General features: G+C 50.7%; 16 protein-coding genes. 3 read left to right on the top strand and 13 right to left on the bottom strand.

The window, feature by feature from the left end; genetic code table 11:
* Positions 1-177 precede the first annotated feature (177 nt).
* Both odhB and KTO58_RS00995 read right to left on the bottom strand, forming a co-directional pair.
* The gene (gene odhB / locus KTO58_RS01000) at positions 178-1,752 is read right to left on the bottom strand and encodes a 2-oxoglutarate dehydrogenase complex dihydrolipoyllysine-residue succinyltransferase (RefSeq protein ID WP_095841179.1); all 1,575 of its coding nucleotides are present in this window, start codon (positions 1,750-1,752) and stop codon (positions 178-180) included.
* Positions 1,753-1,896: 144 nt separating this feature from the next.
* The gene (locus tag KTO58_RS00995; protein ID WP_095841180.1) at positions 1,897-4,695 is read right to left on the bottom strand and encodes a 2-oxoglutarate dehydrogenase E1 component; all 2,799 of its coding nucleotides are present in this window, start codon (positions 4,693-4,695) and stop codon (positions 1,897-1,899) included.
* Between the two features lie 340 nt (positions 4,696-5,035).
* On the opposite strand from KTO58_RS00995, the gene rpsT reads away from it, so the two are divergent.
* Both rpsT and KTO58_RS00985 read left to right on the top strand, forming a co-directional pair.
* Positions 5,036-5,290, top strand: a complete 255-nt coding sequence (gene rpsT, locus KTO58_RS00990) for a 30S ribosomal protein S20 (RefSeq protein ID WP_095841181.1) — start codon at positions 5,036-5,038, stop codon at positions 5,288-5,290.
* Positions 5,291-5,389: 99 nt separating this feature from the next.
* The gene (locus KTO58_RS00985; RefSeq protein WP_095841182.1) at positions 5,390-7,117 is read left to right on the top strand and encodes a M14 family metallopeptidase; all 1,728 of its coding nucleotides are present in this window, start codon (positions 5,390-5,392) and stop codon (positions 7,115-7,117) included.
* On the opposite strand, the gene KTO58_RS00980 is transcribed toward KTO58_RS00985, so the two are convergent.
* The 11 genes from KTO58_RS00980 to KTO58_RS00930 form a co-directional block, all read right to left on the bottom strand.
* Entirely contained in the window at positions 7,114-8,157 is a 1,044-nt protein-coding gene (locus tag KTO58_RS00980; RefSeq protein ID WP_157753300.1) for a beta-ketoacyl synthase chain length factor, read from the bottom strand. The two genes, KTO58_RS00985 and KTO58_RS00980, sit on opposite strands and share 4 nt — an antisense overlap.
* 16 nt (positions 8,158-8,173) lie before the next feature.
* Positions 8,174-9,388 (bottom strand): beta-ketoacyl-[acyl-carrier-protein] synthase family protein, encoded by a 1,215-nt coding sequence (locus KTO58_RS00975; protein ID WP_095841184.1) that lies wholly within the window; start codon positions 9,386-9,388, stop codon positions 8,174-8,176.
* A 16-nt stretch (positions 9,389-9,404) separates the two neighbouring features.
* Positions 9,405-9,668, bottom strand: coding sequence for a phosphopantetheine-binding protein (locus KTO58_RS00970; RefSeq protein ID WP_095841185.1), 264 nt, complete (start codon positions 9,666-9,668; stop codon positions 9,405-9,407).
* 93 nt (positions 9,669-9,761) lie between these two features.
* A complete protein-coding gene (locus tag KTO58_RS00965) occupies positions 9,762-11,048 on the bottom strand; it encodes an ABC transporter permease (protein WP_095841186.1) in 1,287 nt (428 codons plus the stop codon).
* A 7-nt stretch (positions 11,049-11,055) separates the two neighbouring features.
* On the bottom strand, positions 11,056-11,802 hold the full coding sequence (locus tag KTO58_RS00960) for an ABC transporter ATP-binding protein (RefSeq protein ID WP_225859999.1): 747 nt from the start codon (positions 11,800-11,802) through the stop codon (positions 11,056-11,058).
* A gap of 35 nt (positions 11,803-11,837) precedes the next feature.
* Entirely contained in the window at positions 11,838-12,842 is a 1,005-nt protein-coding gene (gene darH, locus KTO58_RS00955) for a BtrH-related acyltransferase DarH (protein WP_095841756.1), read from the bottom strand.
* A 53-nt stretch (positions 12,843-12,895) separates the two neighbouring features.
* The gene (gene DarG, locus KTO58_RS00950; protein WP_095841188.1) at positions 12,896-13,294 is read right to left on the bottom strand and encodes a flexirubin biosynthesis protein DarG; all 399 of its coding nucleotides are present in this window, start codon (positions 13,292-13,294) and stop codon (positions 12,896-12,898) included.
* Positions 13,295-13,402: 108 nt separating this feature from the next.
* Complete coding sequence (gene darB, locus KTO58_RS00945; RefSeq protein ID WP_095841189.1) at positions 13,403-14,539, bottom strand: dialkylresorcinol biosynthesis protein DarB; 1,137 nt, start codon at positions 14,537-14,539, stop codon at positions 13,403-13,405.
* A 255-nt stretch (positions 14,540-14,794) separates the two neighbouring features.
* Entirely contained in the window at positions 14,795-15,715 is a 921-nt protein-coding gene (locus KTO58_RS00940) for a hypothetical protein (RefSeq protein ID WP_095841190.1), read from the bottom strand.
* A gap of 245 nt (positions 15,716-15,960) precedes the next feature.
* Positions 15,961-16,632 carry a class I SAM-dependent methyltransferase gene (locus tag KTO58_RS00935; RefSeq protein ID WP_095841191.1) on the bottom strand — a complete coding sequence of 224 codons (672 nt, stop codon included), beginning with the start codon at positions 16,630-16,632 and terminating at the stop codon, positions 15,961-15,963.
* 96 nt (positions 16,633-16,728) lie between these two features.
* On the bottom strand, positions 16,729-17,457 hold the full coding sequence (locus KTO58_RS00930; protein WP_095841192.1) for a head GIN domain-containing protein: 729 nt from the start codon (positions 17,455-17,457) through the stop codon (positions 16,729-16,731).
* Between the two features lie 166 nt (positions 17,458-17,623).
* On the opposite strand from KTO58_RS00930, the gene guaA reads away from it, so the two are divergent.
* Positions 17,624-19,162 (top strand): glutamine-hydrolyzing GMP synthase, encoded by a 1,539-nt coding sequence (gene guaA, locus KTO58_RS00925; RefSeq protein WP_095841193.1) that lies wholly within the window; start codon positions 17,624-17,626, stop codon positions 19,160-19,162.
* Positions 19,163-19,181 lie beyond the last annotated feature (19 nt).

Raw genomic sequence — 19,181 nt, 5'->3', positions numbered from 1 at the left:
ACCCTGCTACTACCAGTAATTCAAGTTGTTGCTGGCTGTTCGGGTGCTACGACTTATAGTTACGCCTATACGAGTTATGCTCATCCGGAGGCGGATGTGATTGGTTACGGGAGGTATTAAAAATAGGCAAGGGCGGCCTTGTGACGGGCCGCCCTTGTTGTTATGATCAGGTTGTGATTACAATTTAAGTAATGCTTTCAGTGGGTCTTTACCGAACAGGAGTTGTTCAGGATTTTCCAGCATTTCTTTTACTCTTACGAGGAAGCTAACGGATTCGCGGCCGTCGATGATGCGGTGGTCGTAGCTGAGTGCGAGGTACATCATGGGGCGGATCACTACCTGGCCGTTGATGGCCATTGGGCGTTCCTGTATTTTGTGCATACCGAGGATGGCTGACTGCGGGATATTGATGATGGGGGTGCTCATGAGGGAGCCGAATACGCCACCATTGGTGATGGTGAAGGTACCGCCGGTCATTTCGTCCATGGTCAGTTTGTTATCGCGGGCTTTGGTAGCGAGTTCTACTACTTTCTTTTCGATACCGGCCATATCGAGGCTTTCTGCGTTTCGGATGACTGGTACGACGAGGCCTTTAGGGGCTGATACGGCGATAGAGATATCGCAGAAGTCGTGGAATACCAGTTCTTCGCCATCGATGTAGGCGTTTACGGAAGGGAATTCCTGGAGGGCGAAGCAAGCTGCTTTGGTGAAGAAGCTCATGAAGCCCAGGTTCACTTCGTGTTGTTTTTTGAACACCTCTTTGTATTTGCTACGTATTTCCATGATGTTGGTCATGTCCACTTCGTTGAAAGTGGTGAGCATAGCGGTGGTGTTTTTGGCTTCGACGAGGCGGCGGGAAACTGTTTTACGCAGGTTGCTCATTTTCTCGCGGCGTTCGTTGCGGCTGAACAGATCTGTGCCGATGGCTACGCCTGGATTCTGGAGGGCGGAGAACACATCATCTTTCAGGATCTTGCCATGGGCGCCGGATCCTTTGATGGAAGTGGGGTCTATATGTTTGTCGGCGATAACGGCGGCGGCTACGGGTGTAGTTTTGACGTCGTTAGGTATGTTAGTTACGGGTGTTTGTTGTGCTTGTGGTTGTGCGGGTGTTGCAGCGGCGGCTTTAGGGGCTGCAGGTGCTGCCTGGCCGGCTGGTCTGGCGGCGCTGGTATCGATGGTGCAGGCAACGTCTCCGATGTGGAGGGTATCGCCTTCTTTGGCGATGGTTTTGAGCAGGCCAGCTTCTTCTGCGTTGAGTTCGAAGGTGGCTTTTTCTGATTCGAGTTCGCAGATGATCTCATCACGTTCTACGTAGTCGCCATCTTTTTTGGTCCATTTGATCAGGGTTACTTCGCTGATGGACTCGCCTACAGTAGGCACTTTTACTTCGATGGTGCCTTTGTTGGAGGCTGGCGCTGCGGCGGGTGCTTCTGGTGCAGGTGCAGGCGCTGCTGCTGCTGGTGCGGGGGCTGCCTGGGGAGCGGCCGGCGCTGGTGTTCCTGCTGGTGCAGCTGCGTCGGTGTCGATGGTGCAAGCAACGTCGCCTACTTTGAGGGTGGCGCCTTCTGCTGCTGCTATCTTCAGTACACCTGCTTTTTCTGCATTCAGTTCGAATGTAGCCTTTTCGGACTCCATTTCGCAGATCACCTCATCCTGCTGCACATAATCTCCATCTTTCTTCAACCACTTTGCAATTGTTACCTCGCTTATAGATTCTCCTACCGTAGGGACTTTGATTTCGATTACCATATTAAATCAGTTGATGGTGGGCAATTGATAGCGGGTTGTCTGTACCCGCTATCAGCTGCAAATATTTCAATGTTTCTGTTATGCAATATTAAGGGGGAATTACGAAACGCCGATGTATGCATTCTTGCAATTCATTATCTGTTATCAGATATTGAAGGCTGTTTCGATGATTTCCTGTTGTTCGCGGGCGTGTACTTTGGCGTACCCTGTAGCGGTTGCGGCGCTAGGGTTGCGGCTGATAACGCCGTAGTTGATCTGTTTCAGGTTCATTTGCAGGAAGGAGGCAGCGCCCATGTTGAGCGGTTCTTCCTGTACCCAGAACCATGTTGCACCTTTATATTTCTGGTTCAGTGTTTCGAGTTGTGTAACGGGGAGCGGGTAGAGTTGTTCCATACGAACTACGGCTACGTCTTTCCTATTTTCTTTCATTTGTTTTTCGCTCAGGTCGAAGTACATTTTACCGCTACACAGCAGGACTTTTTTGACGTTGGTAGCATCTTCGATGTACGGGTCGTCGATGACTTCCTGGAATGATCCGTTGATGAATTCGTCTACCGGGCTGTAGCTACGTATGTGGCGCAGGTTAGCTTTTGGTGAGAAGTTGATCATTGGTTTGCGGAACGGCCATGCCAGCTGGCGGCGTAGAGCGTGGAAGAAGCTGGCGGCGGTGGTGCAGTTAGTGATAACGATGTTATATTCGGCACACATCTGGAGGAAGCGTTCGAGGCGGGCGCTGGAGTGTTCTGGGCCCTGTCCTTCGTAGCCATGGGGGAGCAACATGACGAGGCCGCTCATTTTCTGCCATTTGGTTTCGGCGGAGGTGATGAACTGGTCGATCAGTGTTTGTGCGCCATTGCTGAAGTCGCCGAATTGTGCTTCCCAGAGGGTGAGTGTGTTAGGCGTTGCGATGGAGTAGCCGTATTCGAATCCCAGTACGGCGAATTCGCTCAGGAGAGAGTTATAGATCCTGAATTTGCCCTGGTTGTCGGAGATGCGGCTGAGGCGGTCGTATTCCTGGTCGGTTTCTTCGTCGCGGAGGATGGCGTGACGGTGAGAGAAGGTACCACGTTTGACGTCTTGTCCGCTGAGGCGAACATCTTTTCCTTCGAGGAGGAGGCTACCGTATGCCAGTAATTCGCCGGAGGCCCAATCGAGGAGGCCTTGTTCGTCGAACAGTTTTTGTTTATCCTGGAGGAGTTTTTCCACTTTACGTAATGGGTGGAAGCTTTCGGGGATGGCCATCATGGCTTTGAAGACCTGGTCGAGTTGTTCTCTGGTGATGGCGGTGGCGGGGGATTTGACAAAATCTTCCGGCGTAGATTTTTTCAGGGAGTGCCACCACTGTTCGGGTTTCTGGTGGCTGTAGGGCAGCGGATGTTGTTTTACTTCATCGAGGCGTTCCTGCAGTTCGGCCCAGAATGTTTTTTCCATTTCCTGAGCGAGTGCTGCGTCGAGGTCGCCATTGGCGATGAGTTGACGGGAGTACATTTCTCTCGGGTTAGGATGGTTATCGATGGCGGCGTACAGTTTTGGTTGGGTGAACTTAGGATCATCTCCTTCGTTGTGGCCATGTTTACGGTAGCACACCATGTCAATAAATATATCGGAGTTGAATTCCTGGCGGTAGCGGGTAGCTATTTCGGCTATTTTCACTACGGATTCGGCGTCGTCGCCGTTGACGTGGAAAACGGGCGCTTGTACGATGGCGGCAACGCTGGTACAATAATCGGAGGAGCGGGCATCTTCGAAGTCGGTGGTGAAGCCGATCTGGTTATTGATGACGAAGTGCATGGTACCTCCTACGTAGTAGCCACGCAGTTTGCTCATTTGTTCCACTTCATATACGACGCCCTGGCCTGCTACGGCGGCGTCGCCGTGGATGAGGATGGGCAGTATTTTATCGTAGTCGCTTTCGTAAATCACATCGGCTTTACTTCTGGCGAATCCGATTACGATGGGATCTACTACTTCGAGGTGTGAGGGGTTGGGGGTAAGTTGGAGGTTCACTTCTTTACCTGCCGGGGTGGTGATCTGAGCGCGGAAACCGAGGTGGTATTTCACGTCGCCACTGCCCATGGTGGTGTCGGGGGTGGAGGTACCTTCGAACTCACTGAATATTTGTTCGTATGTTTTGCCGAGGATGTTGGCTAATACGTTTAGGCGGCCGCGGTGTGCCATACCGAAAACGACTTCCTGTACGCCGAGGTCGGCGGAGGCGTTGATGATGGCATCGAGTGCGGCGATGGTTGTTTCGCCCCCTTCGAGGGAGAAACGTTTCTGGCCTATATATTTTGTATGCAGGAATTTCTCGAACATAACGCCCTGGTTGAGTTTTTGGAGGATGCGTTTTTTCTGTTCGGGTTTTACGGGTTGTCGGAGGGCGTTTTCCATTTCCTGCTGGAGCCATTCTACTTTGCGGGCGTCGTTGATGTAGGTGAATTCGATCCCTACGGTGCCTGCGTAGACCTGTTTGAGGTGGTTGACGATATTTTCCAGGGAAGTTTTGCCCAGGCCGACTACCTGTCCGGCATAGAATTCTGTTTTCAGGTCGTTATTGTCGAGTCCGAAGTAAGACAGTTCGAGGTTGGCATGTCGGTCTTTACGTTCACGGATGGGATTGGTAGTGGATACCAGGTGGCCTTTTTTGCGATAGGCCTGGATCAATCTGTAAACGCCCAGCTCTTTTACCAGCTGCTCATTGGTCACCGGCAAAGTGGATGTGCCCGCGGGCGCAGGGGTTGCGGTGGTGGTCGCAGTGTTGGCGGTGGCGCCTGCTGCTGGTGTGGCGGCGGCTTTTCCGTTGCTGTTGGCTACTGCGAAGTCAAATCCCTGGAAAAATTTTACCCATTCAGGGTCCACTGATTGCGGATCTTTGCGAAAATCCTGATATAAAGATTCTATAAAGGCAGGATGTGAATTGGTGACAAATGAGAAGTCCTTCATTTACAACATTTTTTGCTTGGTCTTCGGATCAAAATACTTTCTGATGCATTCCCAATATATTAATATGGGATTGCAAATATCGCTTGTTTTTTGTTAAAATGGTGTGTAAAATCTTGAATAATAACAGACAGTTTACGTGATTTTGGCCTAAAAAACGGTGATTTGCTGATGCGGTGTCTTTTTGATGGATTTGCGGGTAAGGATGACCCGATCTAAAAGAAAGGGGGTATCTTTGCCAAGTTCTTTTTAAACTATTGTGAAGCGGGCGGTAAAGTACATTTAGTTTGTTTTGTAAAAATGAAATCCTTACCTTTGCCGTCCGAAACTTGAAAATTAGAAAATGGCAAACCATAAAGCAACGAAAAAAGACGTACGTCAGAGCAGAAAGCGTAACGAGCGTAACCGTTACTACGGTAAAACAACCCGTAATGCCATCCGTGACCTGAAAGCTGTGACCGAGAAGGCTGCTGCTGACCAAGGATTACCAGCAGTAATCGCGATGATTGACAAGCTGGCTAAGCGTAACGTCATTCACAAAAACAAAGCTGCTAATCTGAAAAGCAAGCTGGCTAAAAAGGTGAATACACTGGCATAAGAGTAGTGCTCCACTATTTAAGATATTCACAGCTCTTCCTGTAATCGGGAAGGGCTTTTTGCTTTTTCTCCCTTACTGATCACTTTTGTCATAGTTGTTATGAAAACACTGTTACTGCTGGTGGCGGCTTTGATGTTGGCCACTACCCTTCCCGCCCAGGATCTGACTACTCGTTATGAGCGTACAGAAGGCCGTGAGACGGTCACGTATGGTGAATGTATAGCCTATTATAAGCAGCTGGACCGGCTTTATCCGCAGATCAAGCTACTGGAGATGGGGCAGACGGATGCGGGGTTTCCTTTGCACCTGGTGTTATATTCCAATAACAAACAATTTGACCTGGCGCAGTTGCGGCGGCAGAACAAGCGGATCATACTGATCAATAACGGTATTCATCCCGGCGAGCCGGACGGTATTGACGCCAGTATGTTATTGTTGCGTGACCTGGCGACGGGGAAAGCAACGTTGCCGGACAATGTGGTGCTGGCGGTGATCCCGTTGTATAATATTGGCGGGGCGTTGAACCGGAGTAGTTTTTACCGGGTGGATCAGAACGGTCCGGAGGCGTTCGGTTCCAGGGGTAATGCGCAGAACCTGGATCTGAACCGGGATTTTATCAAGGCGGACTCTAAGAATGCGCGATCTTTTTATGAGATCTTCCAGTTGACGGACCCGGATGTGTTTATTGACAACCATGTGAGTAACGGGGCGGACTATCAGCACGTCATGACGTTACTGAGTACGGAGTATAATAAGCTGGGCGGCAGTATGGGAGCATATCTGCACAAGACCTTTGAACCAGCTTTGTATAAGGATATGGCAGCCAGGGGCTATTACCTGGTGCCCTATGTGAATCATTTCGGGGACACGCCGGAGAACGGGTGGATGACATTTAATGATGCGCCCCGATATTCCAGTGGTTATGCAGCATTATTCCACACCTTTGGTTTTGTGCCGGAGACGCATATGCTGAAACCTTATCCACAGCGGGTGAAGGCGACCTATGCGCTGATGCAGTCGTTTATTAGTTTTGTCAGTGCCAACAGTGAGCAGATCCGGGCGTTGCGGGCGGAGACCAAGCGGCGAGTGTTGACGCAGGAGCAGTTTCCATTGCGGTGGGATGAGGATACGAGCCATTTCAGTTATATTTCTTTCAGGGGATATGCTTCCGGTTATAAGCCCAGCGAGATATCTGGTAAGCCGCGGTTGTATTATGACCGGTCCAAACCTTTTGTGCGGGATGTAAAGTATTACGATCGTATGGTTGCCGGGGATTATGTGCAAAAGCCCAGTGCTTATGTGATTCCGCAGGGATGGTGGAAGGTGTTGGCGTTGCTGGAGGCGAATAAGGTGCAAATGAATCGGCTGACGGCTGATACGGTGATTGCTGTGACGTTGTATACTATTACTGATTACAAGACGGGGCAGCGGCCTTATGAGGGGCATTACCTGCATTCGGGGGTGAAGGTGCGCAGTAGTGTGGAGCGGCTTTCTTTCCGTAAAGGTGATTATCTTATACCTATGAACCAGGTAGCCAACCGGTATCTGATGGAGACATTGGAGCCTACGGGTGGTGATTCCTTCTTTGCCTGGAATTTCTTTGATCCTATCCTTACGCAGAAGGAAGGTTATTCCAGTTATGTATTTGAGGACACGGGTGCGGAATTCCTTCGTACGCATCCGGACATCTACCAGGCGTTGGTGGATAAGCGTGCTGCTGACAGTGCATTTGCCAACAATGGTGCTGCGCAGTTGCAATTTGTATTCCGGCAGTCTCCTTATGCGGAGCCGGGATTTATGCGTTATCCGGTGTACCGGATCCCTTAATTTTTTATGCGTTCGAGCAGGATGAAGGCATGTTGCTCGCCGAAGTGGTGATTATATATCAGCACGTGGTTGAGTGCGGCAGGCATTTGCCGGGCCATGGGGAACCATGCGGCCGGCACTTTTTGTGCGCGCAGCATGTGAGCGGCCAGCCAGAGGGCTATGGCGCCGGCGGTTTCGTATTCGCCGGTGAGGTGTTTGAACGGTAGCTGGCAGGTATTATGCAGTACTTGGTCCATGGCGGCGTAGTAGTGTTCGTGGTTGCTATCTCCGCAGCGGCCGGTGATGACGAGGTCAAGTTGCGGGACGGTGAGTTGATGTTGTGCGAGGAAGTCGGTGAGTAAAGTGCCGAGGCGATCTGCGGGGGGCCAGTTCATCATGCGGATGCCGGTGATGGCGGCATAACTGGACGGTGAGGCGGTGTTAGCCAGGGAGAAGAAGGCGGTGCCTTCGCCGGCGATGGTGCCAGGTGCGGGGTTGTCGTAGAGATTGGAGGTGCGTACGGGATGTTCTCTCCAATGTCTGATCCTTCCTTTGATGAATTTATGTTCGGCGGTGATCTCATCGAATGCGCCGGTGAGTATTTGGGTTACGCCATCGTTGAGCAGCATGATGCTATCGAGCAAGGCGCTTTCGAAGGAGAGGCCTCGGTGCACGAAGGTGTTGTTATAGGTGGTGCATTGTTGCTGGAGGGCGATGAGGCCGTTGATGGCGTTATAGGTGGATTGAATGAACGGTGTTGGGTTGAGGGCCTGTTCGTTGTAGGTGCGGATGTCGTGCAGGAAACGTTCGGTGTCTTGCAGGCTTCCTTTGCCGGTGCCGGTGACGATGGCTTCGGGGATGCCGGTGTTGGCATCCTGCAGGCATTTGATGGCGGTGGTCAGGCCCATTTTGAGGAGGCGGCTCATGCGGCGCAGGCTGTTGCCCGGGATGAATGTTTTGTAGTCGGGTTCGACGCACTGGAGCATGGTGGTGGTGGCTGTCAGCATTGGCTGTTGGAATATCTCCCCTTCAAAGGAATTTTGTGGGGTGATGGCAGCCATTCCTTGTATGTAACACTTACCCTTCATATTTGCTGAGGAGCAGGGAGGCGTTATTACCTCCGAAGCCGAATGAGTTTGAGATGACGTTATTGACGGTGATCTGTTCGAGCAGCTTTGTTTGGGGGCTGATGGACAGTTCATCCATTTGAGCGGTGAAGTGCAGGTTGGGCCATATGGAGTGCTGGTGGATGGCCAGTACGGCGTATATGGCTTCTATGGCGCCTGCGGCGGCCAGTGTATGGCCGGTGAATGGTTTGGTAGAGCTGAATGGCGGTACTGTTGTTCCGAAAAGTCGCTGGAGGGCGTTTCCTTCGGAGAGGTCATTACTGAGGGTGGCGGTACCATGGACATTGACGTATTGTATGTCTGCCGGTGTTTTGCCAGCCATTTCGATGGCACCTTTCATGGCCTGGTAGGCGCCATCTCCGTTGGGAGAAGGGGCGGTAGGGTGAAAGGCTTCGTTGGTATTACAGTATCCGGCCAGTTCTGCTATTATGTTAGCGTTGCGGGACTTTGCCAGGGTGTCGCTTTCCAGTATGAGGAAAGCGGCGCCTTCTCCGAGGTTGAGGCCATTGCGGCTGTTGTCGAAGGGGCGGCAAGGTTGTTTATCGATATTTTTGAGGGAGTTGAAACCATTGAGGGTGAAGCGGGTGAGTGCTTCGGTGCCGCCGCAGATGACGCGATTGGCGAGGCCTTGTTTGATGAGGCGGGCGCCGAACAGCAATGCGTTTGCGGAGGAGGAGCAGGCGGTGCTGATGGTGGTGATGTGTCCATTGATCCCGTAATGCTGAGCGAGGCGTAGTGTGCAGTCGGCGCAGTCGAGGGTATCGATATATTTGATAAAGTCGCCATTTTTTTCGGGATCTATGATATCGAAATAGACCTGTTCTGTGTCGCACATGCCGCCTACGGTGGTTGCGTTTACGAGGCCGGTATTGGCGAGGTCGTCGCTGGTGAGGCCTGCCTGCGTGATGGCTTCCTGCATGGCGATGATACCTAGCAGGGAGGTGCGGGTATATCCGGCGGTATCTTGTATTCCGGCCATGGTGGCGAGGGACGAGGATGGATGGCCAACTTCGGCTACGGGCAATACTTCTTTATAGATAGTATTGAGGTATTGTGTCTGTGTCAGCCCGCTACGTTGCTGTTGCAGGCTTTGCAGGTTGCCAGCCACATTATCACCGATCGCGGTGATCATTCCCATCCCCGTTATGTACACACGTTCCGCCATGCAAAAGATTGAGGGCTTAAGCCGGTTGTTTGGATTGGATGAACTCGGCCATGGAGGCTACGGACTGGAGTATCTTACGGCCTTCGCGCGGATCTTCCACTTTGATCTTGTATTGTCTTTCGAGGAGTACCATCAATTCGAGGGAATCGATGCTATCGAGGCCGAGGCCTTCGCCTTCGCCGAATAAGGGTGCATTATCGTCGATATCTTCAGGTTTGATATCCTGTAGGTTTAATGCTTCGATGATCTGAACTTTCAATTGTTGTTTTAAATCTTCCATATGTCGTAGGTAAAAATACAGTTTTACACGTTTTCCATCACAATTTTCCGGATGTCAATTTCTTTTGTCCGGAATTTTGCCCTGTGATCCGGGCTAGTTGATCCTTCTTTTTTCCACCCAAGCGGCGAGCCAGAGCATGGCTACGGCGCAGGCGAGTAGTCTGCCGGCGTTGGTCCAGATGGCTTTAGCGCCGGCGTTGCGCAGGTATATATCGTTGATGGCATCGAGGCCCCAGCTGAGTGGGGACAGGTGGCCGATGACCTGCATTCGAGCGGGCATGATCTCGAGTGGTATCCAGATGCCGCCGATGGCGGATAGGATGACGATGGAGATGGCGCCGAAATTGAGGGCCTGGTTGGGAGTTTTAAAGACGGTGCCGATGAGGACGCCATATGCGGTGGCGGCGAGGCCGATGCAGCTGGCGACGACGAGGGCAGCTTCCTGGCTGTTGCCCAATGCGAGTCTTGGGAGATCGAGGAGGGGTAGCAGGTAAACACCAACGAGCATCATGAGGTAGAATTGCAACACGCATACTGCTACGAAGAACAGCATTTTACCGGCGAGGATGGCGAGGTATGATCCTGGTATGAGTTTCATACGGAGGAGGCTACCATCTTCTCTTTCGCGGATCATGTTGCCGGCGATGGGGATGACGATAAAGAACATGGCGAATATGCTCCAGGCCGGTACGTTGTGTTGTACGGAGTTGGAGATGACATCGATATGTTTATTATCTGATCCGCTTTTTTCGAGGAGGCCGACGGCTTTGAGTTGTATGCTCATGGTATCGTCGGCGGGGAGGTCTTTATTTCGTAGTTGTTGTTTGATCCTTTCGAGGAGGAGGTTTGTTTCGACCTGTGTCAGGAAGTTGTCGAGGGCTTGGTGGATGGCGCTTTTGAAGGCTTTTTTTGCTGCCGGGTCGAAGTATACGGCTACGTTGAGTTCTCCTTTGCGGGCGCCTACGGGTTGTACGGCGGGCATTCCCATCCGGCGGGAGATATCGTTGACGATGCGATTGGCATTGCTGACGATGGCGCCGGTGGCTCCTTGCGGGATGACGATGCAGATCTTGTAGTCGCCTTCCTGGACTAGTTTGCGGGCGTAGGATTCTGTCAGGGATTGTCCTTTGACGGAGTCGATGACGTTGAATTGTCCGTTGGATTGGAGGCCTTCTCTGATATAGCGTGCGAGGCGACCGTGGTCGTTGTCGACGGTGAGTATATCGAATTTTATTTCCTGATAGTCTTTGAAGGGGGCATCCTGGATGAGTGCCATGACGGTGATGAGTATTACCGGCATGGCGAACAGTAGTGCCAGCCCCGCTTTATCGCGGCGGAGTAATATCCATTCTTTCTTTATGGTGGCCAGTAGTCTTAACATAGTTTGATTAGTCTCTTAGCGCCATTCCGGTGTAGTGGAGGAATACATCTTCCAGGTTTTTGCACTCGGGATGTTGGGCGATCAGTGCGGCGGGCCGGCCTTGTACGATGAGGTGACCTTCGTCGATGATGACTACTTCTTCGCACAGTTGCTGGGCTTCTTCCATGAGGTGTGAGGTGTACAGTACGCCTGCTCCATTGTTATTGTATTCGCGGAGGAATTGGAGGATGAGGCTTCTGGACTGTACGTCTACGCCGGCGGTGGGTTCATCGAGGATGAGCAGTTCCGGCTGATGGAGGATGGCAGCGATGATATTGGCGCGGCGTTTCATGCCTCCGGAGAATTTGCGTATTTCTTTGTGGGCGCTTTTTTCGAGTCCGAAGGCGGCCAGGTATTCTTCAATTTTTTGTTGCAGGGCTTTTCCTTTGATGCCATAGAGGTTACCGAAGTATTTAAGGTTTTCCATGGCGGTGAGTTGTGGGAAGAGCGCGATTTGTTGTGGTACGATGCCTATTTTTCTTTTGATGGCTTCGCGGTGAGCGTTGTCTTGCGGTAGTTGCTGGATGTGCACGGAGCCGCTATCTGCTTTGACTAGTCCGCAGAGGATGGCGATGGTGGTAGATTTACCTGCACCATTTGGGCCCAGGAGGCCTACAATTTTACCATCTGGTAGTGAGAAGGACAAGCCTTTTAATGTAGGTTCTGAGGCGTTGTGATATGTTTTATGCAGCTCTTTTACGTGAACGCTGGTCATGACATGATGTGATTAATGCTGGTAACGGGAAGCGTTTACAGCTGTACTTTAGCCAGGCGTTTGAATAATTTTTCTTCTTCTACGGCGCATTGGATGAGCATTTCGCTCAGTTGTGTATAAGAAACGTTGTCGGTGCTGCGGCTTTTGCAGACTCTGCCTGCGTTGAAGGCGAAGTTGCGCCAGAGGTCTCCTATTTGCGTCAGTTCTGTTGCCAAGGTACTTAATTCTTCTTTTTGCAGGATTGTGGCGGCTTCCTGGAGGAAAGCGGCGTACATGAACCGGAATCCGGCGCCGCCGGTACCGATTTCTTCCTGCATGCGGATGATATTGCCGAGGTATAGTGTTGCTTTTCTGTCGCCTACTTTTTCCGGGTATTTGCGGAGTCTGTTAGCGAGGAAGTGCATTCCTTTTACGCCGAACATGGGCAGTGGGATCTTGAGCATATAGTGGCAGGTCTGTTTGATACCCTCGATGATGGGTTTTTGCAGCGACACTTTATGCGGCATATGTATGGGATAATACATTTTGCCTTTGGGTTCCGGGAAACCTTTGGCGAACCGGGCCTGGATGAGGCTTTCGGGATCTATTTCGGTGACGGTGTCCATTACGGGATCACTTACCTGGTAGTTTTCGCCATTTTTGCCATATACGACGAGGTTATGGGCGTTGAAGTGGAATCGGTAGGACGGGGGGAAGTAGGGCAGGTAGTATACGCTGGATAGTAGTCCTACGGGTATACCGGCGCCTACGACTGCGTCGAGGTCGTCCATGGCTTGTTTGGGGTTGGCGTACTGTTTTACCTGTACTTTTACGCCCAATCTTTTGCAGACGCGTTTGAAGATAGCGCCGGGCCATATGCGGTAGGTGGTACCTGGGACGCCATTTACTTTTACGAAGGGCAGGTGGGCGAAGAAGATGCCTGCGCCGATGCCGAACGCCATTGGTTCGCTGATCTCCAATCCATTGTGGCGGAACAGGTTTGAGATCACGCCACTTTCGCAGTGAGCGGTTTGCGTGTGGCTAAATTGTTTATCAGTCATATTTACACTCCGCCCTTCAGTTGATATTCCGGATAGATTATGCTGGAGGGTCATTACTTTACATCTTTTAAATCCTGCACACTGATTTTGAAAGCGTCGGCGTACCGCTGCAGCGTTTTAGGGCTGAGGCGTTTGAATACGGCCGGTTTCATATGTCTTTTCACCTGCCATTGGTATTTACCGACGTAGCTGGCGAGGATGGGTAGGTCCATGATATTTTTTTCCATGTAGTAGGCGATTGGGCTGATCTCTCCGGCGGTTACCTTTTGGTGGGCGATGTTGACGCGGTCGTTGATTTCGTCCCAGGCTTGTTGCATGGCTACGTTTTCGGGTTCCCATCCGGCGCTGGAAACGGGTACGTATTGACCGGAATGGTCGACGGCATACATAAGTTGTTTGAAGGCGCCATCATGCATGTTATTACTATCCTGTGGTACTTCCTCTTTTTTCATATGAAAGCATTAGGTGTCAGGTGGTATATCGCTAAATGGTTGTAAGAAGACAACATGCTTTGGCTTGTTATCTTGTTACAACCATTTTAGTGTGATCCGGTGTGGTGTTTACACGACGGTGATGTGCGTGTAAGCGTATGAAAAGCGGGCGCTTTCTGGGACCATCATGACGATGGTCTGCCCTTTTTTCAATTTGCCGGTATTGAGGAGTTCTTCCAGCATTAAGTAGGGGGAAGCGGTGCCGACGTTACCTACGCTGGTCAAGTTGGTGAACCATTTTTCCTGTGGGATGGGAACACCGAGGGCGGTGATCTCTTCATCTATTTTAAAGCGGAAGAATTCGGAGGACAAATGTGGTAAAAAGTAGTCGAGTTTGTCCAGGTCGACGTTATATTTTTCCACCAGTGATTTGAACATGCGAGCGCCGGAGGGGACGATATTTTTGCCCAGGAGGCGGGTATCCTGTTTGAAGGAGAATACGCTATGAGCGGCCCATTCATCTGGGGTCATATCGATCCATCCGGTGGTGGAGCCATCGGTATTTTTGATGGCGCCGGCGTACATGCAGGTTTCGAGCTGGTGTGCGTATGAAGCGATCTCTACCCAGTCTACTCTGAGGGAGAGGCCGTTATCGTTTGGTTTGTTTTGGAAGAGGGCTGCACTGGCGCCATCGGAGAGCATCCAGCGGAGGAAGTCTTTTTCGAAGGCGATGATTGGATTTTCGTGCAGGTTCTTGAGGTTTTCTGTTTCCGGTTCGAATTTGCGGGAGAGCAGCCAGCTGGAGAATTTCTCGGAGCCGGTGCTAACGGCGTTTTCGCTGTTGCCGCATTTTACGGACATGTAAGCATATTTGAATGCTTGCATACCGGCGGCGCAGGCGCCGGTGGCGGAGATGATCTCTACGGCCGGGGCGTTGATGAGGCCATGTACCATGGCGGCGTGGCCCGGGAGTAGTTGATCTGGTGAGGTGGTGCCACAGGCGAGGAGTTGCAGCTGGCTGATGGGCAACTGTTCGTCGAACAGGCTTTCTACGGCGCGGGCTGTCATCTCTGCGTTAGTGTGGGTGGTGTTACCATCCTTATCGAGGGCATAATAGCGTGTTTTGATCTTATTATTGCCCAGGATGATGTGGCGGGCACGAGAAGGTTTACCATCTACCTTACCCAGGATACTCTCCATATCGTCATTTCCAACTGGCTCATTCGGTAAAAATTTAGAGAGCCGGGTGATATAAACTTCGTTCATTTGCAAATATTCGTCTTTATATTGTTTTATCTACGATTTGCCGGATTTGGCTGCTGGCATGTCAGCATTGGACTGGGCCAAAATGGTGCCAGTGCTTTGTCCGTTCCCCGATTTATGCATTCCCGATCCAGCTTATATAACGTAAATATATAATTATAAATGGATATACAAATATTAGGAATTTAATATATCCCTGGTCATTACAGGTTTGCCTATGTTTAGCCGTTTGTTTGCTGCACTGTAAATGTATACTATTCAGCGTAAACGGATGCCTTTATAGTAATCGACTTCTTTGAGGAGTTGGTCACGTTTAAGGCGTAGGGTGATCAGTGATGATATTTTAGCGATAGGGGATAGTACAAATATACCGACGAGGAGCAGGCCGCGGTACATGGAGACGCGTATTTGGCGGGCGGGAGCGCCGGGGCCGCCTTTAGCGCTGATAAATCTGGACCAATAGCGGAATGCTTTGATGCCTCTTTGTTCGAGGAGTACCAGGTTTGGTTTGAGCTGTACGGCTTGGAGGGAGAGCAGTTCTTGTTGGAGATGTTCCCATTGGCCGGACTGTAGTGCTTTAGTGATGGGGGCAGCGAACCGGGAGGCGGCGATGATGTCTTGTTTTTGCACGCCTGCGGGAGGAAGCAGGGCGGTTGCTTCTTTTTTGCCTTTAAACTGCCAGCGGAGTACGGTAAGGAGGGATACCAGGTTGGGGGAGGTATCTACGAGTACGATATTGCCGACGAGTTGGGCGCCTATATGTTGCAGGTAAGATTTTACTTTTTCTTGTGCGTTGAGCCACATGTTGCGGCATCCCATGAGGGTGATGACCTTTTTGCCTTTGAGTAACCTGGCGGCGCTTTCGCTTTGGAGGAAAGCGGCGGTAGGTTGTGAGGGAGACAGGAACCAGGGCTGGTATGCCAGGATGACCAGGTCGAAATGGGACTGTGGGTCTACCTGTAGTGGTTTTACAGCGCGAGGTGTGCCCTGTACGGTTTCGGGCATGGTATCATAAAACTGTTGTTTATTCCATGGGAAAGGGAAAGGCGCTACAGGTTCTATTTTTTCATAGACAATCGTTGCAACGTCCTGAAGTGGAGCTATCACCGAATCGATAATGCTTTTGAGCTGACCGGTTTGCGTATAGTATATTACCAGGATTTTAGGCCGTTCGTTCATAGTAGGAGTTGAACAATTGAAACTGTAAACATACAAAAAAGTCTTAAAGTGGATATTAAAAAATTTTTGTTTTACAGTCGTTATGTTTCCATCAGCGGCCTTTTTGGCGGGCTTGTGCCTTCGCCAGGTATTGTTGCAATAAGGTTACGGATCTACAACAATACCTGGTCAAAAGGACTTTGAATTATTTTCTAATAGAACTGCAAGTTGCTACTTTATATGATAAATGAAATGTTAAATCCTTCTTACTTTTTTTCTGCGCGCAGGAAGATGCTATCGAGTTGCACCTTTGTAACGCCGTCTGGCGCCAGTTTTTCGGGTTCTTTTATGAAATGATATTCGGTGATATTGAAATTATTTTGTTCGAGGAGTGCGACTGCTTCGTCGGTGTTGTACAAGGTAAAGCCGTGGGAGGTGAATGGCAGGGAGGCCATGCTGTTGCGGCTGCGGATGCCCAGTATGAGCTGGCCGCCGGGTTTAAGTACGCGTAGTATTTCCTGTAATTCTTTGTGTGGCTGGTCCCAGAAGTAGAGGACATTGATGCCGAATATCCTGTCGAAGGTGTTGTCGGCGTAGGGTATCTGATCGGCGCCGGTGAGGTGTAGCTGTACGTTGCCTGCGGTGATGGCGGCTTCGTTACGTTTGCCTGCTTCGGCGACCATTACATCGGAGATATCGATGCCGCAGTACCGGATACCGGGAGCGAGGGATAGTACCTGGGGGATGAAGTGGCCATTGGCGAATCCTATTTCGAGGATATGCTGGTGGGCGGCGGGTTGGAGGAAAGCGATGGTCCTTTCATTGATGAGGCGGTTGCCGAGGTTCATATTTTCTGCCAGTTTCAGGCCATCTTCGCCGCTGGGTTGTCTGAGTTGGCTGGCCAGTTGCTGCATGTTTGGTGGTTGTTGTTCTTTCATTGTTTTTATAATTAATAGATATATAAATTGACAACGCTCCGGAGGGTATGCTCCGGAGCGTTGGTCGTGATAGTATGTTTGTAAAGGTAGTTGTTATCAGTCGGCTTTCTTTACGGAGCCGGAGCCATGGATCCTGGAATCGATCTGTGGGCTGCCTTTATAGCGCACGTCGCCGGAGCCGGAGATGTTGGTTTCCAGTCTAACGGAGGCATGTACTTTGGCATTGCCGCTGCCACTGATTTTTACCAAGGCATTTTCGGAGAGGAGGTCGCCGCCGTCGAAGTCGCCGCTACCGGAGGTATGGAGTTCGAAGTCTTTGGTGGAGCCTTTGAGTTGTACGTTGCCGGAGCCGGAGATGCCTACTTCTACGCTGGGGCCGCTTAGGTTGCCGGTGATGTTGCCGGAGCCGGAGAGGTCGACATCTACTTTTTCTTTGCTGGAGAAGGGGCCTTTGAGGGCGAGGTCGCCGGAGCCGGAGAGTACTGCCTTGTTGATGGTGGAGGTGGTGAGATATATCTTAATTCCTTTGTGGGTGCGGAGGTTGACACCTTTGCGCACATCTACGGTGAGCATTCCTCCCCTGTTATCGAGTTGGATGTAGGGGATGATGTTGTCTTCAGCTTCGATGACAGCGGCTTTGGCGGTACCTTGTTGTACGTATACGTCCATGCTGCCACGGAGTATAACGCCATCGAATTCTCCTACCTGGCGTTCTTCTTTGGCGACGTTGCCGCTACCGTTTACTCTTTGTCCGGATACGTGGCAGCTGGATAATAGCAGCGCGCCGACCATAATGGCGGAGGAAAGGCACATGATCTTTTTCATAAATACTTTAGATTTTAAAATGGCGATTAGAAATTGGAAGCCTGAAGATACAAATTAAAATTTTATCGTCAGTAAGGGGAAGTACGTAAAATATATCAAGATAAACGGGGGGCAGCGGGTATCAAAAAATTGCCGTTTCCCATTTGGCCTTTATCTTTGCACCACCATGACAGAAAAGATACTTATTCTCGATTTTGGTTCTCAGTATACGCAGCTTATTGCGCGTAGCATCCGGGAGCTGAACATTTACTGTGAGATCAAACCTTGCTTACAGCCCATTGCCTGGGACGAATCCATCAAAGGTATAATATTAAGTGGCAGTCCTTTTTCGGTGAATGATCCTACTGCACCCAGTGTAGATATAGCGGCGATGGCGGCACATGTGCCGGTATTGGGCGTTTGCTATGGTGCTCAGCTGATGGCAAAAAATTTTGGCGGAGAGGTAGCGAAGAGCAATATCCGGGAGTATGGCAGGGCATTCATGGAGCACAGTGATCGTGAGGAGCCGTTGTTGTATGACATTTGCGAGAAGAGCCAGGTATGGATGAGTCATTCGGATACGATTGTACGAATGCCGGAGGGTTTTGATATTATTTCCCGTACGGAGAATATTCCGGTGGCGGCCTTCAGGAGTACTACGCTGGCGGCACATCCGTTGTTGGGTTTGCAGTTTCACCCTGAGGTGACGCATTCCCTGGAGGGTAAGCAGATATTACGCAATTTCCTGGTACACCTTTGTAAATGCAGCCAGGACTGGACGCCGGCGGCATTTGTGCAGGAGACGGTGGAGAAGATAAAGGCGCAGGTGGGCGATAAGAAGGTGGTGATGGCGTTGAGTGGCGGTGTGGATTCTACGGTAGCTGCTGAGTTGATCCATAAGGCGATTGGTCAGAACCTGTATTGTGTATTTGTTGACAACGGTTTGTTGCGTAAGCATGAGTTTGAGAGTGTGTTGGAGTCTTACAAACATATGGGTTTGAATGTGAAGGGGGTGAATGCGAAAGATATGTTTTATGATGAGTTGAAGGGGGTGAGTGATCCGGAGCAGAAGCGGAAGATCATTGGTCGCCTGTTTATCGAGGTGTTCCAGCAGGAGTCTACGCAATTGCAGGATATTTCTTTCCTGGGTCAGGGTACAATTTATCCTGATGTGATTGAGTCAGTATCTGTGAATGGTCCGTCTGTGACTATTAAATCCCATCATAATGTAGGCGGGTTGCCTGAGAAGATGAATATGCAGTTGGTGGAGCCATTGCGTTTTCTTTTTAAGGATGAGGTACGCCGAGTAGGTCGAGAGATCGGTATCAGTGATATTTTCCTGGGTCGTCATCCTTTTCCGGGACCGGGGTTGGCGATCAGGATCCTGGGGGACATTACGCCTGAGAAGGTAGCGATGTTGCAGGAAGCGGATGCGGTATATATAGACGGGTTGCGTGAGCACGGTCTTTATGACAAGGTATGGCAGGCGGGTACTATCCTGTTGCCGGTACAGAGTGTGGGAGTGATGGGTGATGAGCGTACTTATGAATTTACCGTTGCGTTACGGGCAGTCACCTCTACGGACGGTATGACTGCAGACTGGGCTCATCTTCCCTATGAGTTCCTGGCTAAGATTTCCAATGATATTATCAATAAGGTGAAGGGTATCAATCGTGTAGTATACGATATCAGTTCCAAGCCGCCTGCTACTATTGAGTGGGAATAGGTTGGAAATGAGGCCCATT

Origin of the sequence: Chitinophaga pendula, from assembly GCF_020386615.1 — a bacterium.
GTDB lineage: Bacteria > Bacteroidota > Bacteroidia > Chitinophagales > Chitinophagaceae > Chitinophaga > Chitinophaga pendula.
This window is presented reverse-complemented; position numbering and strand designations above follow the sequence as displayed.

Bases quoted from the DNA above. Each gene is read 5' to 3' on its own strand.
- odhB (WP_095841179.1), bottom strand. From the start codon at position 1,752: ATGGTAATCGAAATCAAAGTCCCTACGGTAGGAGAATCTATAAGCGAG.
- KTO58_RS00995 (WP_095841180.1), bottom strand. From the start codon at position 4,695: ATGAAGGACTTCTCATTTGTCACCAATTCACATCCTGCCTTTATAGAA.
- rpsT (WP_095841181.1), top strand. From the start codon at position 5,036: ATGGCAAACCATAAAGCAACGAAAAAAGACGTACGTCAGAGCAGAAAG.
- KTO58_RS00985 (WP_095841182.1), top strand. From the start codon at position 5,390: ATGAAAACACTGTTACTGCTGGTGGCGGCTTTGATGTTGGCCACTACC.
- KTO58_RS00980 (WP_157753300.1), bottom strand. From the start codon at position 8,157: ATGGCTGCCATCACCCCACAAAATTCCTTTGAAGGGGAGATATTCCAA.
- KTO58_RS00975 (WP_095841184.1), bottom strand. From the start codon at position 9,388: ATGGCGGAACGTGTGTACATAACGGGGATGGGAATGATCACCGCGATC.
- KTO58_RS00970 (WP_095841185.1), bottom strand. From the start codon at position 9,668: ATGGAAGATTTAAAACAACAATTGAAAGTTCAGATCATCGAAGCATTA.
- KTO58_RS00965 (WP_095841186.1), bottom strand. From the start codon at position 11,048: ATGTTAAGACTACTGGCCACCATAAAGAAAGAATGGATATTACTCCGC.
- KTO58_RS00960 (WP_225859999.1), bottom strand. From the start codon at position 11,802: ATGACCAGCGTTCACGTAAAAGAGCTGCATAAAACATATCACAACGCC.
- darH (WP_095841756.1), bottom strand. From the start codon at position 12,842: ATGACTGATAAACAATTTAGCCACACGCAAACCGCTCACTGCGAAAGT.
- DarG (WP_095841188.1), bottom strand. From the start codon at position 13,294: ATGAAAAAAGAGGAAGTACCACAGGATAGTAATAACATGCATGATGGC.
- darB (WP_095841189.1), bottom strand. From the start codon at position 14,539: ATGAACGAAGTTTATATCACCCGGCTCTCTAAATTTTTACCGAATGAG.
- KTO58_RS00940 (WP_095841190.1), bottom strand. From the start codon at position 15,715: ATGAACGAACGGCCTAAAATCCTGGTAATATACTATACGCAAACCGGT.
- KTO58_RS00935 (WP_095841191.1), bottom strand. From the start codon at position 16,632: ATGAAAGAACAACAACCACCAAACATGCAGCAACTGGCCAGCCAACTC.
- KTO58_RS00930 (WP_095841192.1), bottom strand. From the start codon at position 17,457: ATGAAAAAGATCATGTGCCTTTCCTCCGCCATTATGGTCGGCGCGCTG.
- guaA (WP_095841193.1), top strand. From the start codon at position 17,624: ATGACAGAAAAGATACTTATTCTCGATTTTGGTTCTCAGTATACGCAG.